The 15,399-nt window shown below is 66.6% G+C and carries 12 protein-coding genes and 1 riboswitch; of the genes, 7 read left to right on the forward strand and 5 right to left on the reverse strand.

Going from position 1 to position 15,399, the window contains the following annotated elements:
- Position 1 precedes the first annotated feature (1 nt).
- Positions 2–239: riboswitch (cobalamin riboswitch) on the forward strand.
- Between the two features lie 148 nt (positions 240–387).
- Positions 388–2,667: a 5-methyltetrahydropteroyltriglutamate--homocysteine S-methyltransferase gene (metE, locus tag MAAFP003_RS21505; protein ID WP_096289744.1), complete on the forward strand. Its 2,280-nt coding sequence runs from the start codon at positions 388–390 to the stop codon at positions 2,665–2,667.
- Positions 2,668–2,721: 54 nt separating this feature from the next.
- On the opposite strand, the gene MAAFP003_RS21510 is transcribed toward metE, so the two are convergent.
- Entirely contained in the window at positions 2,722–4,509 is a 1,788-nt protein-coding gene (locus tag MAAFP003_RS21510; RefSeq protein WP_096289745.1) for a DUF3556 domain-containing protein, read from the reverse strand.
- Positions 4,510–4,624: 115 nt separating this feature from the next.
- Here MAAFP003_RS21510 and MAAFP003_RS21515 point away from each other — a divergent pair, with 115 nt between their 5' ends.
- Positions 4,625–4,846 carry a hypothetical protein gene (locus tag MAAFP003_RS21515; protein WP_096291323.1) on the forward strand — a complete coding sequence of 74 codons (222 nt, stop codon included), beginning with the start codon at positions 4,625–4,627 and terminating at the stop codon, positions 4,844–4,846.
- Positions 4,847–4,850: 4 nt separating this feature from the next.
- On the opposite strand, the gene MAAFP003_RS21520 is transcribed toward MAAFP003_RS21515, so the two are convergent.
- The 3 genes from MAAFP003_RS21520 to prpD are packed head-to-tail and all read right to left on the reverse strand — an operon-like array spanning position 4,851 to position 8,385.
- Entirely contained in the window at positions 4,851–5,978 is a 1,128-nt protein-coding gene (locus MAAFP003_RS21520) for a bifunctional 2-methylcitrate synthase/citrate synthase (protein WP_096289746.1), read from the reverse strand.
- Complete coding sequence (prpB, locus tag MAAFP003_RS21525) at positions 5,975–6,883, reverse strand: methylisocitrate lyase (protein WP_096289747.1); 909 nt, start codon at positions 6,881–6,883, stop codon at positions 5,975–5,977. Before prpB ends, MAAFP003_RS21520 begins: the two co-directional genes overlap by 4 nt.
- Positions 6,880–8,385 carry a 2-methylcitrate dehydratase PrpD gene (gene prpD, locus MAAFP003_RS21530; protein ID WP_207768589.1) on the reverse strand — a complete coding sequence of 502 codons (1,506 nt, stop codon included), beginning with the start codon at positions 8,383–8,385 and terminating at the stop codon, positions 6,880–6,882. Before prpD ends, prpB begins: the two co-directional genes overlap by 4 nt.
- 119 nt (positions 8,386–8,504) lie before the next feature.
- On the opposite strand from prpD, the gene MAAFP003_RS21535 reads away from it, so the two are divergent.
- From MAAFP003_RS21535 to MAAFP003_RS21545, 3 genes are all read left to right on the forward strand, one after another.
- The gene (locus MAAFP003_RS21535; protein ID WP_096289749.1) at positions 8,505–9,920 is read left to right on the forward strand and encodes a short-chain fatty acyl-CoA regulator family protein; all 1,416 of its coding nucleotides are present in this window, start codon (positions 8,505–8,507) and stop codon (positions 9,918–9,920) included.
- An 81-nt stretch (positions 9,921–10,001) separates the two neighbouring features.
- A complete protein-coding gene (locus MAAFP003_RS21540; protein ID WP_096289750.1) occupies positions 10,002–11,366 on the forward strand; it encodes a flavin monoamine oxidase family protein in 1,365 nt (454 codons plus the stop codon).
- 160 nt (positions 11,367–11,526) lie between these two features.
- Positions 11,527–12,504, forward strand: coding sequence for a GGDEF domain-containing protein (locus MAAFP003_RS21545; RefSeq protein WP_096291324.1), 978 nt, complete (start codon positions 11,527–11,529; stop codon positions 12,502–12,504).
- Here MAAFP003_RS21545 and MAAFP003_RS21550 read toward each other — a convergent pair.
- A complete protein-coding gene (locus MAAFP003_RS21550) occupies positions 12,501–13,013 on the reverse strand; it encodes a DoxX family protein (RefSeq protein ID WP_096289751.1) in 513 nt (170 codons plus the stop codon). The two genes, MAAFP003_RS21545 and MAAFP003_RS21550, sit on opposite strands and share 4 nt — an antisense overlap.
- A gap of 170 nt (positions 13,014–13,183) precedes the next feature.
- On the opposite strand from MAAFP003_RS21550, the gene MAAFP003_RS21555 reads away from it, so the two are divergent.
- The gene (locus tag MAAFP003_RS21555) at positions 13,184–14,794 is read left to right on the forward strand and encodes a pyruvate, phosphate dikinase (protein ID WP_096291325.1); all 1,611 of its coding nucleotides are present in this window, start codon (positions 13,184–13,186) and stop codon (positions 14,792–14,794) included.
- On the forward strand, positions 14,791–15,396 hold the full coding sequence (locus tag MAAFP003_RS21560) for a MarR family transcriptional regulator (protein ID WP_096289752.1): 606 nt from the start codon (positions 14,791–14,793) through the stop codon (positions 15,394–15,396). Before MAAFP003_RS21555 ends, MAAFP003_RS21560 begins: the two co-directional genes overlap by 4 nt.
- The last annotated feature ends 3 nt before the right edge of the window (positions 15,397–15,399 follow it).

Consider the following 15,399-nt stretch of genomic DNA (forward strand, 5'->3'; position numbering starts at 1 on the left):
TAAACTTCATCTCGCAACTGGTTTGCGTGCGCCGCAAGGCGCGGGCATCGAGCGAAGCAACGTTAGCCATGCTTCGTGAGAGGGAACCCGGTGGGAATCCGGGACTGTCCCGCAACGGTATGCAGGAACGACCGCCGTCACCTAGGCACTGGTCTCACGACTGGGAAGCGACGGCCACTAGGAGCACCAGTGGGTGCGCGCCTGCGAGTCCGGAGACCTGCCAGCTGTGCCGGGCGCGCCGCGTCCGGCGGCTCATCGCCTCGTGGAATGGGCGTTAGGCTGCAGCCGTTGGTGGTTAGTGCTTCAAGAAAAAGAGGTGCTAACCGCTGTTGGAGTGGCTGTACGTCCGCCGGCGGTGACCACCACGTCGATTGAAGGACGAATATCGTGACCTCCCAACCATTTACCGCAACCGTCGTCGGTTCTCCGCGCATCGGCCCGAAACGCGAACTCAAGCGCGCGACCGAGGGCTATTGGAAAGGCCGAACCAGCCGCGCGGAACTCGAAGAAGTCGCCGCCACCCTGCGCCGCGACACCTGGACGGCCCTGACCGAAGCCGGTTTGGACTCGGTGCCGGTGAACACCTTCTCCTATTACGACCAAATGCTCGACACCGCGGTCATGCTGGGCGCGTTGCCGGCCCGGGCCGCACAGGTTCCCGACGACCTGGACCGCTACTTCGCCGCCGCCCGCGGCAACGCCGATGTCGCGCCGTTGGAGATGACCAAGTGGTTCGACACCAACTACCACTACATCGTTCCCGAGATCGAACCCGCGACGAAGTTCACGCTGAACCCGGACAAGGTGCTCTCTGAGCTGAAAGAAGCTCTCGGGCAAGGGATTCCGGCCCGCCCGGTCGTCATAGGTCCGATCACGTTTCTGTTGCTGAGCAAGGGCGTCAACGGTGGCGGCGCGCCGATCGAGCGCTTGCAGGAGCTGGTGGGAATCTACTCCGAGCTGCTGAGCCTGCTCGCCGACCCGTCTGTTGGAGGCGCGCAATGGGTACAGATCGACGAGCCGGCGCTGGTCACCGACATCTCGCCCGACGCCCCCGCGCTTGCCGAAGCGGTCTACAACGCGCTAGGCAAGGTGAGCAACCGGCCCGCCATCTACGTCGCCACCTACTTCGGTGACCCCGGCGAGTCGCTCGCAGCGTTGGCCCGCACGCCCGTCGAGGCGATCGGCGTCGACCTGGTGTACGGCGCCGACACGGCGATCGCCGCAGTGCCCGAGCTGGCCGACAAGACCCTGGTGGCCGGCATCGTCGACGGACGCAACATCTGGCGGACCGACTTGCAAGCGGCACTGAGCAAACTGGCATCGCTGCTGGGTTCGGCCGCCAACATCGCGGTGTCGACGTCATGCTCCACGCTGCACGTGCCGTATTCGCTGGAGCCGGAGACCGGCCTGGACGACGCGCTGCGCAGCTGGCTGGCATTCGGGCAGGAGAAGGTGGCCGAGGTGGTGACGCTGTCCCGTGCGCTGCATCTGGGCCGCGACGCCGTCGCCGCGCAGATCGAGGCATCCAACGCCGCCGTCGCCTCCCGCAAGAAGGATCCGCGGCTGCACAACGACCGGGTCCGGGCCCGCATCGAAGAGATCGTCGCGACCGGTACCCACCGCGGCGACGCCGCACAACGGCGGGTCAGCCAGGACGAGCGGCTGCACCTGCCGCCGCTGCCGACCACCACGATCGGGTCGTTTCCGCAGACCGTCGAGATCCGCAAGGCGCGCGCCGCGCTGGTCGCCGGTGAGATCGACGAGGCCGAGTACGACCGGCGGATGAAACAGGAGATTTCTGACGTCATCGCGCTGCAGGAGCAGCTCGGCCTCGACGTGTTGGTGCACGGTGAGCCCGAGCGCAACGACATGGTGCAGTACTTCGCCGAGCAGCTGGACGGCTTCTTCGCCACCAAGAACGGCTGGGTGCAGTCCTACGGCAGCCGCTGCGTGCGGCCGCCGGTGCTCTACGGCGACGTAATCCGCCGGCAGCCGATGACGGTGGAATGGGCGAAATACGCGCAGTCCCTGACCGACAAGCCGGTCAAGGGCATGCTGACCGGCCCGGTGACGATCCTGGCGTGGTCGTTCGTCCGTGACGACCAGCCGCTGGCCGACACCGCCAACCAGGTGGCACTGGCGATCCGCGACGAGACGGTGGATCTGGAGTCCGCCGGCATCGCGGTCATCCAGGTCGACGAGCCCGCACTGCGTGAGCTGCTGCCGCTGCGCCGGGCCGATCAGGAGGACTACTTGCGTTGGGCCGTCGGGTCTTTCCGGTTAGCCACCTCGGGCGTCGCCGACTCGACTCAGATCCACACCCACCTGTGCTACTCGGAGTTCGGCGAGGTGATCGGCGCGATCGCCGACCTGGATGCCGATGTCACGTCCATCGAGGCAGCGCGCTCGCATATGGAGGTGCTCGACGATCTCAACGCGGTCGGCTTCGCCAACAGCGTGGGCCCGGGCGTCTACGACATCCACTCGCCGCGGGTGCCCAGCTCCGGCGAAATGGCTGAGTCGCTGCGGGCCGCGCTGCAGGCTCTGCCCGCGGAGCGGCTGTGGGTCAACCCCGACTGCGGCCTCAAAACGCGCAACACCGACGAGGTAACCGCGTCGCTGCAGAACATGGTCGCCGCGGCGCAGGAAGTGCGCGCGGGAGTCTAAGACTCGCCGAGCGTAACGCCACGGCGAGTTACCGAGCGAAATCTCGACGTGGCGTTACGCTCGCGAACTTTCACTTTCTGAGGGCTCTTCGGGCTCTTCGTCCGCCTCTGTCTCCCGCTCGGACCCGGACAGCACCTGGACCGGCACCTGGTCGTCCCAGGGCTGCCGGGTGACCATGTCCGCGACTTTGACTATGCCGCGTTCGAATTCGCCCGTCGCGGCGTCCACCAGCCGGTAGGCCTGCGTCTGCTTGTGGATCGGCTGGGCGTCGAGCAGCACCACCCGCACCTCACCGGGCAGAAAGCCGCAGCGCTGCTGCATCGCGGCGATCAGCTGTTCGTTGTGCATGTGGCCGTCGCCGAAATTCCATCCGATCGCGGTGCTGCAGATCCGCTCCCCGTCGGTGATCACATAGTCGTCTTCGTTCTGACGGGCCATCGCCCGGTGCGCCAGGGTGAACAACGCCCGGCCGTGAGTGTTCATGGCGCGGAACGCATATCCGAGATACATCGGGATCTGGGCGCGTTCCTTGCCGTACACCTTCTCCAGCTGGGCCGCGGGCATGCTGGCGATCGAGACGATGTTGTGGTTGATTTTCTTGTCCGCCGATGCCTTGATGCACCACAGCGTGGTGTCCCAGTTGCCGGCGTAATAGCGCATGCCGGGCAGGAACGAGATCTTGCGCGGAAACAGGTTGCCCGCGATCACGATTGAGGCGATGAACGCGATGAAAAGCCCAACCAGGACAGGGTTTTTCAGGTCGGTCAGTCCGGTGTGAGTGTGGCCGACGAACAGCGCGAAGACGCCGAAAATCATGAACACGTTCCACTCCAGCGGCACGCCCATCGGGATCGCCGACAGGATGCCGAAGTGGAAGATCACCATGATCGCTGCGGGGACCGCGGTCCACCAGCCGCCGTGCCCGACGAATAGCGCGATGGGCACACACATCTCGACGAAGGTGCTCACGTGGGCGAATACGCGCGACAACCGTCCGGGCCGCAGATCGTCGGGGAACTTCTCGAAGAACATCCGCTTGATGAACCGGGGCCGGAACACCGGGTTGTTGGACATCATCGTCGACATCACGAACGGAAAGTGCTTGTTCAGCTTGGAGGTGGCGGCGCCGATCCAGATCACCATGAACACCAGCTTGGCGGCGACGATCATGTCGACACCGCCGAACAGGAACGTCACCGACAGCGTCGCGTATACCTCACCGCGGGCGGCCAAAAAGATCACCTTGTCGCGCAGTCCCAGGATCCCGAGAAGCACCAGGATCAGCACGATCCGCCACGGGCGAATCACCCCGATCTGGGTGCCCAGCTCCGGTATCGGGCCGGTGCCGTCGGCGAACAACGTCAGGAAGGTCACCAGCAAGAACAGGCCGTACAGCGCGTTGTCGACCAGCGTACGGGCGGTGCCCTTGGTCCCGGGGATGCGCTGGGGCCACGGCGGCAACCGGATGGTGTCGGGCCGCAGCCAATACAGGATCGAGCCCAGCGGCGGGTTGAACCGGTTGTTCAGCGGCCCGAAGCCACAGCCCAGCCCGATCACCTCGAAGAGCATCGTGTACAGCACGACCTTCTCGAACACGATCGGCTCGGCGTACCACGACATGACGTCGGTGAACGCCAACCCGCGAGTGGTCGGCACGGCCAACAACCACGCGAACAGGATGTAAAGCAAGATCTTGCCGACGTAGAACAGATGCAGAACGACCGGCGTGCCGAACCCGACCTCGGCCCAATGTCGGGCCATCGGGCGGATCTTTTCGCTGCGGGACAGCTTGCTCCACTCGTCGATGTCGACCTGCGGCAGTTCGGGTTGGAGAAATCCCATGGTTTCACACCCTAGAACCTGCCGACCGTGTTGCGGATCGCGGATGACATCCTTTGCCCCCGGGTTCTCCGGCGGTTAGCGTGATGGCTTGGCACCTGCTTAGGAGATGTCCGTCATGAGCAGACTTCGGTTCCTTATACCGGCCGCGGCGCTGGCGAGCGTGCTGGCCGCAGCACTCGGCGTCGGCATCGCTTGCGGTCAGGTCCCCGCAGCGGGAGATTCGTGCACGGTGTTGCACTCCACCACGCAGGACGCCAACGGCCGGACGATGTGGTGCAACCCGACCATGACCGGCGACCACAGCCTGGTCTGGCAATACGGCGGGCCGACGGACTAGGCGCTCACCTATGGGCCAGTGCCCGCTGCTCGCGTCCCGAGTACGCACTCAACGGGCGGATCAAGGAGTTCGACGCGGCCTGCTCCATGATGTGAGCCGTCCACCCGGTGATCCTGCTCATCACGAAGATCGGCGTGAAGCAGGCGATATCGAATCCCATCAGGTAGTACGCCGGGCCGGTCGGGAAGTCGAGATTGGGCAAGATGGCAGTGGCGCCGAACATCTCGGCTTCCAGGACGTTGTAAATGTCCAGCCAGCGCTGTCCACCAGAGTGCGGGCGCGTCGCGGCGACGCGGTTCAACGCCTCCTTCATCGTCGGCACCCGGGAGTCACCGTTCTTGTAGACCCGGTGCCCGAAGCCCATGACCTTCTCCTTGCGGGCGAGCTTGCCGCGCAACCACTCTCGCGCGTTGCCCGGCTCGCCGATCTCGATCATGTCGTGCATCACCGCCTCGTTGGCACCACCGTGCAGCGCACCCTTGAGCGCACCGATGGCCCCGGTGACCGCGCTGTAGATGTCCGACTGCGTCGACGTCACCACCCGCGCGGCAAACGTCGAGGCGTTGAAGCCGTGTTCGGCGTAGAGGATCATCGACTGCTCGAAGGCCTGCACGACCGCCGGCTCGGGCACCTCGCCGAAACACATCTGCAGGAAGTTCTCGGTGTAGCCCAGCGCGCTGTGCGGCGGGATCGGCGCCAACCCGCGCCGGCGCCGCATATCCACCGCGACGATGGTCGGCAACACCGCGAGCATGCGCAGCGCCTTGGCCCGGTTCGCAGAGTCGTCGTCCTCCTCGGGGTCCTCGGCACCCAAAAAGCTGATGGCGGTGCGTACCACATCCATCGGATGACAATTGTCGGGCAGCTTGGTCAGCAGCGACAGCAGCGAGCGGTCGAGCCGGCGGCTGGCGCGTTCGCGCTGGCTGAACAGCGCCAGCTCCGCGTCGGTGGGCAGCTCGCCGCGCCAGAGCAGGAATGCGACTTGCTCGAAACTGCAGTGCGCGGCCAAATCCTGGACCGGATATCCGCGATAAGTCAGCGAATTGGTCTCCGGCACCACTTTCGAGATGGCGGTGGTGTCCACCACCACACCGGCGAGGCCCTTCTTGATGTCAGCGGTCGGCGCGGTCATGGCTGGTTCCCTTCAAAGCTGAAATTGTAAGTATCGGTGTCGAATTCGTTGTAGTCCTCGTAACTCAGCAGCGAGTACAGCCGGCTGCGGTGTTGCATGCGATCCAGCAGATCGAATTGCGTTCCCGAAGAACCAATTTCACGCAGGCCCGCTTCGACGGCGAACATCGCCAGCCGCAACGTGGTGACCGGGTAGATGACGACGTTGTAGCCGAGGTCGGCCAGTTGGCGTGCGCTCAGCAGCGGCGACTTGCCGAATTCGGTCATGTTGGCCAGCAACGGAACGTCGACCGCGGCACGGAAGGCCTCGAACTGCGCCACCTCGGTCAGCGCTTCGGTGAAGATCATGTCCGCGCCGGCGTCGGCGTAAGCACGCGCACGGTCGATCGCGGCGGGCAGACCCTCAATGCCAACAGCATCGGTGCGAGCGCAGATGACGAAGTTGGGGTCGCGCCGCGCGGATACCGCTGCGCGCAAGCGTTTTACCATGTCCTGGGCCGCGACGACGGCCTTGCCGTCCAGATGGCCGCAACGCTTCGGGTTGACCTGATCCTCGAGGTGGCATGCGGCCAGTCCGGCGTCCTCCAGGACCGTCACCGTGCGCGCGGCGTTCAGCGGCGCGCCGAATCCGGTGTCCGCGTCGATCAGCGTCGGCAGGTTGACGGCGGCGGCGATCTGCGAGCCCCGGCCCGCCACCTCGGTCAGCGTCGTCAGGCCGATGTCCGGCAACCCGAGATCGGCCGCCAGCGCGGCACCCGACACGTACACACCTTCGAAGCCCGCCTCGGCGACCGCCTTGGCCACCAGCGGCGAGAAGGCACCCGGAAGCCGCTGCAGCCGGCCACTTTCCAGGCTCGCGCGCATTGCCACGCGCTTGTCGGCGGCACTGGACGAGGAGTCGATCATCGGAAGATCCCCGACGGAATCACCGGCGCCTTGTCCAGCACCCGCGAATCGACCACCACGTTCAGCGCCCCCAGCGCGCCGCCCTTCAGATCGGCGAGGGAGTCGACGGCAGACAAGAACCGTTGCTGCTCAGCGGGTTCCACGACATCGTCGGCGAGCTCGGTGACCTTGCGGCCGTACTGCTCGCGCGCGACCGGCCGGGCCCCCAGCGGATGGGCATCGGCCACCGCCAATTCATCGCAGATCACCTCTCCGCTCTTCAGCGTCACCTCCGCGCGCGCCCCAAAAGCCTTGTCGGCCGGGTCGTTCGAGTGGTACCGACGAGTCCACTGCGGATCCTCGACGGTGGAGATCTTGTGCCACAGCTCGACGGTGTCGGGCCGGTGGGCTCGCTCGGGAGCGTATGAACGCTCGTGGTGCCAGCTGCCGTCCTGCAGTGCGACCGCGAAGATGTAGGGCAGCGAGTGATCCAGCGTCTCCCGGGAGGCGTCCGGATCGAACTTCTGCGGGTCACCCGAGCCGGTGCCGATCACGTAGTGGGTGTGGTGGCTGGTGTGCAGCACGATCGTCGCGACCTGCTCGAGATCGCCGACTCGGTCACGCAGCCGGCGGGCCAGGTCGATCGGCGCCTGGCTCTGGTACTCCGCGGAATGCTCCTTGGTGTAGCTGTCCAAAATCGCGCGCTTGGCTTGACCCGGTTCCGGCAGCGGCACCTGATAGGTGTGGTCGGGACCGCCCAGCAGCCAGGCGATCACCCCGTCCTCGCCTTCCCAGATGGGCGCCGGGGCGCCTTCCCCACGCATCGCGCGGTCGACGGCCTCGATGGCCACCTTCGCCGCGAACGCCGGCGCGAAGGCTTTCCAGCTGGAGATCAGGCCCTTGCGGGATTGCCGGGTGGCCGTGGTCAGGTGCAGCGCTTGCCCGACCGCCTGATAGATGGTCTCGGTGTCCAGCCGCAGCATCGTCCCGATCCCCGCGGCCACCGACGGACCCAGATGCGCGACGTGGTCGATCTTGTGTTCGTGCAAGCAGATTCCCTTGACCAGGTCGATCTGGATCTCGTAGGCGGTGGCCAAACCGCGGATCAGGTCGGCGCCCCGCACATCGAGCTGCTGAGCGACGGCAACGAGCGGCGCAATGTTGTCGCCGGGATGAGAGTAGTCCGCGGCCAAGAACGTGTCATGGAAGTCCAGCTCGCGCACTGCGACGGCGTTGGCCCAGGCCGCCCACTCGGTCGAATAAGCGCCCGTCACGCCGAACACGCGCGCCCCGCGCTGGACCGGATGCGCCAGCGCCTGGGCCCGAGCGGTGGCCACCGGCCGGCGGATCACCGAGGCGGCGCTGACGGCAGCGTTGTCGATGATGCGGTTGATGACCATCTCCGCGGTCTCCGCGGGCACGGCGACCGGGTCCGCCGCGACCTCGGCAATCTTGAAAGCCAGGTGCTCGCGGCGGGGGAAGTCGTCGGCGCTACGCCGGGTTCGCACGTCGTGGATGCGCATAAATCGCACAGTACGCAGCCGAAGAAACGCGGTAAATCCCCTAAAAGAGCGTAATTTTGCGTCCCGACCCCGGCGATTTTGCGAATTTTGTGAAAGGCGGTGGGCGTACCCTGTTGTAGGTGGCGAAGACGTTCGCGGGTGCGCGGCTACGCCGGCTGCGCGAGGAGCAGGGGCTGACTCAAGTAGCGCTGGCGCGCGCCCTCGGATTGTCGACCAGTTACGTCAACCAGCTGGAAAACGACCAGCGCCCGATCACGGTACCGGTGCTGCTGACGCTTACCGAGCGATTCGACTTGCCGAATCAGTACTTCGCACCCGAGTCCGATGCCCGGCTGGTCGCGGATCTGCGCGAGATCTTCGCCGAAGGACCCGCGACGGCCGGCCAAATCGAGGAGCTCGTCGCGCGCATGCCGGAGGTCGGCCAGACGCTGGTCAATCTGCAGCGGCGCCTGCACGACGCCACGGCCGACCTGGAAGCGCTGCACAGCCGGGCCAGCGCCGAGACATCCGCGGCACCCTCACAGCCGATGCCCTTCGAAGAAGTCCGGGACTTCTTCTACGACCGCAAGAACTACATCGGGGATCTCGACGTCGCGGCCGAGCGCCTGTTCAACCAAAACGGTTTGCACACAGGCGGACTCGACAGCCAGCTGGCGGAGTTCGTTCGCGACCGGCTCGGCGTGACCGTGATCATCGACGATGGCCAGGTCTTGAATCCCAACTCGAAACGCCTGTTTCGCGCCGAGTCGAAGACCTTGTATCTGGCCCGGTGGCTGCATCCGGGCCAACGCGCCTTCCAGTTGGCAACCCAAATTGCATTGCTCACCCAGGCCGAGCTGATCGCACAGCTCATCGACGGCGACGACCAGCTCAGCGACGATGCGCGAGGGGTGGCGCGCATCGGGCTGGCCAACTACTTCGCGGGCGCACTCTTATTGCCCTACCAGCGATTGCTCGAGGCCGCCGAAGCCATGCGTTACGACATCGACCAGCTGGCAAGACGTTTCGAGGTTGGCTTCGAAACCGTCTGTCACCGGCTGTCCACGCTGCAACGACCGAGCGCTCGGGGTGTCCCGTTCATCTTCGTCCGGACAGACAGTGCGGGAAACATCTCAAAACGTCAGTCCGCCACGGCTTTTCACTTCTCACGCGTGGGCGGCAACTGCCCGCTGTGGGTGGTTCACCACGCCTTTTCGCGTCCCGGCCAGTTCATGACTCAGATCGCACAAATGCCCGATGGGCGCACCTATTTCTGGCTCGCCAGGACCACGTCGACGGAACCCAGCAGCTATCTCGGCCCGGATAAGACTTTCGCGATCGGGCTCGGTTGCGACGTGGCCCACGCCGAGAAACTGATCTACTCCGTCGGTATCGATCTCACCGGCGCCGGGGCGATCGTGCCGATCGGCGCGGGCTGCAAGATCTGTGACCGGCCCTCCTGCCCGCAACGGGCGTTCCCGTACCTCGGGCACCCGGTGCACGTCGACCCACACTCCAGCACCGATCTGCCCTATCCGCCGGCGCCCGGGACATGAATTCCGCGCGAACCGGCCGCTGGCGCAGCCCGGCCGGTGTAGTTTGCTGCTCAGCGGGGGTAGGGCAACCGAGGAGCGGTCATGGCGGACGTCGATTATTGCGTGGTCGGAGCGGGTTTCGCGGGTTTGACCGCAGCGCTGCGGCTGAAGCAAGCCGGGCACTCGGTGGCCTTGCTGGAGGCCCGTGACCGCGTCGGCGGCCGCACCTTCACCGTCACCCGTGACGACGGCGTGTGGGTCGACCGCGGCGGGGCGTGGATCGGGCCCGGACAGGACCGGATCTACGCGTTGATGAATGAGTTCGGGGTGCGGGAATACAAGCAGCACAACGACGGCGACGCGATGATGATCGTCGGTGGCAAAAAGCACCGCTACGGCGGCACCATCCCGTGGACCGTGAGCCCGTGGGCGGTCGCCAACCTCGGGCTCGCACTGGCCAGCATCGAGAAGATGGGCAAAGCTCTTCCGCGCGAAGCCCCATGGGAGGCGAAGAAGGCCCACGAGTGGGACCGGATCAGCATTGGGCAATGGATCGAAAAGAATTCCATGTCCTCCGAGGCCGCCCAGATGCTGGACATGGCCTTCGCCGGCCTGTACACCTCGGCAGCATCCGAGACGTCGTTGCTGTGGGGGCTGCTGCAGACGGCTTCGGCCGGCGGTCTCACCTTCGCGATTTCGGGCAAGGGTGGGTCCCAGGATGCCCGCCCGGTCGGCGGCATGGGCGCCCTGCATCGCCCGATGGTCGCCGAACTCGGTGAGGCGCTACACCTTTCACAGCCGGTCCGTCAGATCAGCCAGGACGACGACGGCGTGACGGTCAGCGCGGCCGATCTGGCGGTGCGAGCGCGACGGGTCATCGTCGCGATCCCGCTGGCGATCGCCACCTCGATCGACTACGAGCCGCTGTTGCCGGTGGACCGCGCATTTCTGCACCAGCGTGTGACAAGCGGCGCGGTGATCAAGACGTCGGTCTGCTACGACGAACCCTTCTGGCGCGCCGACGGACTGTCCGGCCAGTCCGCCGCGCCGGGCTCGCCGGCCTCCTTGACCATCGACGCCTGCACGGACGCCGGAAACCCGGGCATCATGTGCGTCATCACCGAGGGGCCGGCGGCGCGCCGGCTCACCATGCTCGACGAGGCCGAGCGCAAAGCGGTGGTCATCGGTGAACTGGTCGACCGGTTCGGCGACAAAGCCAAGACGCCGCGGGAATTTCACGAACAGAACTGGACCCTGGACCGCTACTCCGGAGGCGGGATGATCGGCCACACCCCCACCGGCGTGTTGACCGAGTACGGCTACACCCTGCGCGAGCCCTGCGGCCGGATCCACTGGGCCGGAACCGAAAGCTCGGCGATCATGTGCGGCTGGATCGACGGCGCGATCCGGTCCGGCGAACGTGCCGCGGCCGAAGTGGCGGCCGCCGAAACCGCCGCGGTCGCCTAGGGGCCGCACACCCGCCTGGTCATCCCCGGCGTGCCTGCTGAAAAGAGCAGTGCCACAATGGGCCGATCATCGGCATCACGGGGGCCTGACCAGGAGAGTTGACGGGATGGGCGTTAACGTCCCAGGCCCTTTCGGTCGTCGATCCACTCGGCGATATCGGCTGCGGCTACATACCAGTGCCGGCAGCGGCTTCTACGCCGGCGAGCAAGTCCGGCTGCTGCGAATCTTCTTGGGCGGCACGACTTTTCTTTACGCCTATGGCGTGGCGTTCACCCTCTTTCCCCTCCGCAAGGGCCTGACCTACGCCAACCCGACCGGGGGCATCATCGCGATCGTCCTCGGCGTCGCCGCATTGGTCTGGTTGGGCGTGCGTCCCGGCCGACCCGCGCCGGCCACCGCGGTAGCGATCGTGGCCACCCCGATCGTGATGGCCTTCCACGTCGCGATCCTCGCCGAGTTCGTCTGCCTGATCGCGCCGATCTTCCTGGCGATGTACCTGCGCGCCTTCCACTCGCCGCGCCGCGGGACCATGCTGGTCGCCGTGCTGACCGGGGCGTGCGTCCTGGCTCTCGCGGTTGCGCCAGTGCGCAAGCTGGTGATCGACTATTTCATCTTCGTGATCGCGATCGCCGGTGCCGCCGAGTCGTTCGGGTTGCTGATGCGAGCCCTGGTCGCCGCGGCGTGCACCGATCCCCTCACGCGCCTGCTCAACCGGGCGGGTTGGAAGATCGCCACCGCCGACCTGCTGGACCGGTCCCGTTCGGCGGCCATCACCGTCACCGTCATGGTGTTCGACATCGACAACTTCAAGACGATCAATGACACCCACGGGCACCTGGCCGGCGACGAGCATCTGGTCAGCCGCGCGCAGTGCTGGCGAAAACTGGCGCCCGCCAATGCCGTTCTGGCCAGGCTGGGCGGCGACGAATTCGCGGTGTGTATCGCCGAGGACGCGAACCTGACGCCGGGCAGTTCCGACCGATTTCTCGCCGACGTCCGCCTGCACACCCCGGGCACCAGCATCGGCACCGCGTCGCACAGTGGTGTGGGCGCCGACATCACCGCGCTCTACGCAGCCGCCGACGCCGCGCTCTACGACGCCAAGCGCAAGAAGCTTCCGGGCGCGCTCGGGATCTAACCGGCTTGCTTGGCCGGCGGGCGGTAGAAGATCAGCAGCAGGCCGAGGCCGCCCGCCAGCCCGAGCCCGACCGAGATCAGCAGGCCGTTCCAGCCGATCAGCGGGTTGTTGATCCCGAAGATCAGCCAATCCAGGCTGAGCCGGCCGGGGCCCAGCGCGGCCACTGCGACCGCGCTGAGCGCCAGCACCAGGTTGTACTCCCAGCCCTCCTTGACGATGAAGAAGCCATTGTGGCGATGGACGGTCCAGGCCGCGACCAGCATCAGCGCAACAAAGCCGGCCGCCGGAATCGGCGTGAGCAGCCCGGCCGCCAGCCCCAGCCCGGCGGCGATTTCCGTGGTGGCGGCCACCGTGGCGTGAAATTTGCCCGGCTTCATGCCGATGCTCTCGAACCAGCGCGCGGTGCCCGGGATGCGGCCGCCGCCGAAGAACTTGTTGTAGCCGTGCGCGGCCAGTGTCACGCCCAGGACCAGCCGCAGGATCAGTAATCCGACGTCATAGGGAGTCATACGTGCAAACCTAGATCATCGGCCGGATCGGATAACAGCAGCGGTGAGCGGCTGTGGCGGTCGATCCGTGTGGGAACATAGCGGGCGTTCCCGCGTATGCCGAAACCAGCCGAGCCAGGAGGGGGTGCACCACGGCGCGTATCGCACGAGGCAACAGCACTCCCGAGAGCATCGGGCATGCGGCCACCTCCACCGACCACACCGTGGTGTTGCTGAACGGCGACGCGGACCATCCGCGGGAGATCCTGGGCAACAAGGGCCACGGCATCGAGGTCATGCAGCGGCACGGCCTGCCGGTGCCTCCCGCGTTCTGCATCACCACCGAGGTGGGCCTGCGGTATCTGGCCGAGCCCGCGACGACCCTGGACGCGATCTGGGACGACGTGCTGCGCCGGATGAAGTGGCTGGAGACCGTAACCTCCCGCACGTTCGGCCGGGGCCCGCGCCCGCTGCTGGTCAGTGTGCGCTCGGGCGCCACCCTGTCGATGCCCGGCATGATGGACACGATCCTGAACGTCGGCCTCAACGACGACGTGGTGCGGGCGCTGGCGGCGTCGGGGACCGAGAAGTTCGCCCACGACACCCGGCTGCGATTCACCGACATGTATCAGCGCATCGTCGGCGCAGCATCGCAATCCGTTCCGACCGACCCGTACGCGCAGTTGCGTGCCGGCATCGAGGCGGTGTTCGCGTCGTGGAATTCGCCGCGCGCGGTTGCCTACCGCGACCATTACGGCCTCGACGATCGCGGCGGCACCGCGGTGGTGGTGCAGGCCATGGTGTTCGGCAATCTCGGCGCCAATTCCGGTGCCGGAGCATGCTTCTCACGCAACCCGATCACCGGCGCCAACGAGCCGTTCGGCGAGTGGCTGCCCGGCGGCCAGGGCGACGATGTCGTCTCGGGGCTGGTCGACGTCGAACCGATCACCGCGCTGCGCGACGAGCAGCCGGCGGTCTACCAGCAGCTGATGGACGTCGCCCGCACCCTGGAGCGGCTCGGGTCCGACGTGCAGGAGATCGAGTTCACCGTCGAAGAGGGCAAACTCTGGCTGCTGCAGACCCGGGCGGCCGAGCGCTCGGCGCAGGCCGCGGTGCGACTGGCGCTGCAGCTGCATCACGAGGGGCTCATCGACGCCACCGAGACATTGCGCCGGGTCACCCCGGCCCATGTAGAGGCCCTGCTGCTGCCCGCGCTGCAACCCGAAATACGTTTGGCCGCACCACTTTTGGCCAAAGGCCTGCCCGCCTGTCCGGGCGTGGTGTCGGGCAAGGCCTACACCCGGGTCGACGAGGCGCTGGAAGCCGCCGACCGAGGTGAGCAGGTGATCCTGGTGCGCGACCACACCCGGCCCGAAGACGTGATGGGCATGCTGGCCGCCCACGGCATCGTCACCGAGATCGGCGGGGCCGCCAGCCATGCGGCAGTAGTCAGCCGCGAACTCGGCCGGGTGGCGGTGGTGGGCTGCGGCAACGGCGTGGCGGCGACGCTGGCCGGCAAGCAGATCACCGTCGACGGCTACGAAGGCGAAGTGCGCGAGGGCGATCTGGCCCCGACGTCGTGGTCGGAGAACGATACGCCCGAACTGCGCGAACTCGCCGACCTGGCGCGACGGATCAGTCCGCTGCGCGCGCACGCCGGCGGCGACCATCCCAGGCTGGCGGACACCGCCGACGCCACGGTGCGCGCCGCCCTGGACAGCGGCCAGACCGACGTGCTTTCAGACTCCCCGCTGATCGTCATGCTGGCCGCGCTGCGATCGTCGAGCCAGGCCACCGGATGACCGAACTGGCCGTGCTGCAAGCGGTCCGACTCAAGGGCCGGGTCAGCCCGGCCGACCTGAGCGCCACGCTGAACCAGGACGTCGACGATGCCGTCGAACAGCTGACCGACTCGGGTTTCCTGGTCGGTGATGCGACGTTGCGAATCAGCCCCAGCGGCCGCGACCGGCTGGACATTCTGCTCGCGCGGGAGCGCGAAGGCATCGACGGGGCGGCGATGACCGCCGCCTATGACGACTTCCGAAGCGTGAACGCCGATTTCAAAGCCCTCGTCACCGACTGGCAGCTCAAGGGCGGCCCCGCCGGAAAACCCAACGCGCACGACGACGCCGAGTACGACGCGGCGGTGTTGGCCCGCTTGGACGGCGTACACGCCCGGGTGCTGCCGATCATCGAAGCGGTCGCGGCCCAGCTGCCCCGGCTGACCGCCTATTCGGTGAAACTGGTTGCGGCACTGGACAAAGTCAAGTCGGGCAACAGCACCTGGCTGACCCGCCCCCTGATCGACTCCTACCACACCGTGTGGTTCGAATGGCACGAGGAGCTGATCGGCGCGGCCGGGCTGACGCGCGAGCAAGCGGCGAGATCCGGTGACGCACAGTAGCCT

Origin of the sequence: Mycobacterium ahvazicum (assembly GCF_900176255.2) — a bacterium.
In the GTDB taxonomy this organism is placed as follows: Bacteria; Actinomycetota; Actinomycetes; order Mycobacteriales; family Mycobacteriaceae; genus Mycobacterium; species Mycobacterium ahvazicum.

What these genes read in the sequence shown, in the direction of transcription:
- MAAFP003_RS21510 (WP_096289745.1), bottom strand. Translation starts at nt 4,509, where the DNA reads ATGGGATTTCTCCAACCCGAACTGCCGCAGGTCGACATCGACGAGTGG.
- MAAFP003_RS21515 (WP_096291323.1), top strand. Translation starts at nt 4,625, where the DNA reads ATGAGCAGACTTCGGTTCCTTATACCGGCCGCGGCGCTGGCGAGCGTG.
- MAAFP003_RS21520 (WP_096289746.1), bottom strand. Translation starts at nt 5,978, where the DNA reads ATGACCGCGCCGACCGCTGACATCAAGAAGGGCCTCGCCGGTGTGGTG.
- prpB (WP_096289747.1), bottom strand. Translation starts at nt 6,883, where the DNA reads ATGATCGACTCCTCGTCCAGTGCCGCCGACAAGCGCGTGGCAATGCGC.
- prpD (WP_207768589.1), bottom strand. Translation starts at nt 8,385, where the DNA reads ATGCGCATCCACGACGTGCGAACCCGGCGTAGCGCCGACGACTTCCCC.
- MAAFP003_RS21540 (WP_096289750.1), top strand. Translation starts at nt 10,002, where the DNA reads ATGGCGGACGTCGATTATTGCGTGGTCGGAGCGGGTTTCGCGGGTTTG.
- MAAFP003_RS21550 (WP_096289751.1), bottom strand. Translation starts at nt 13,013, where the DNA reads ATGACTCCCTATGACGTCGGATTACTGATCCTGCGGCTGGTCCTGGGC.
- MAAFP003_RS21560 (WP_096289752.1), top strand. Translation starts at nt 14,791, where the DNA reads ATGACCGAACTGGCCGTGCTGCAAGCGGTCCGACTCAAGGGCCGGGTC.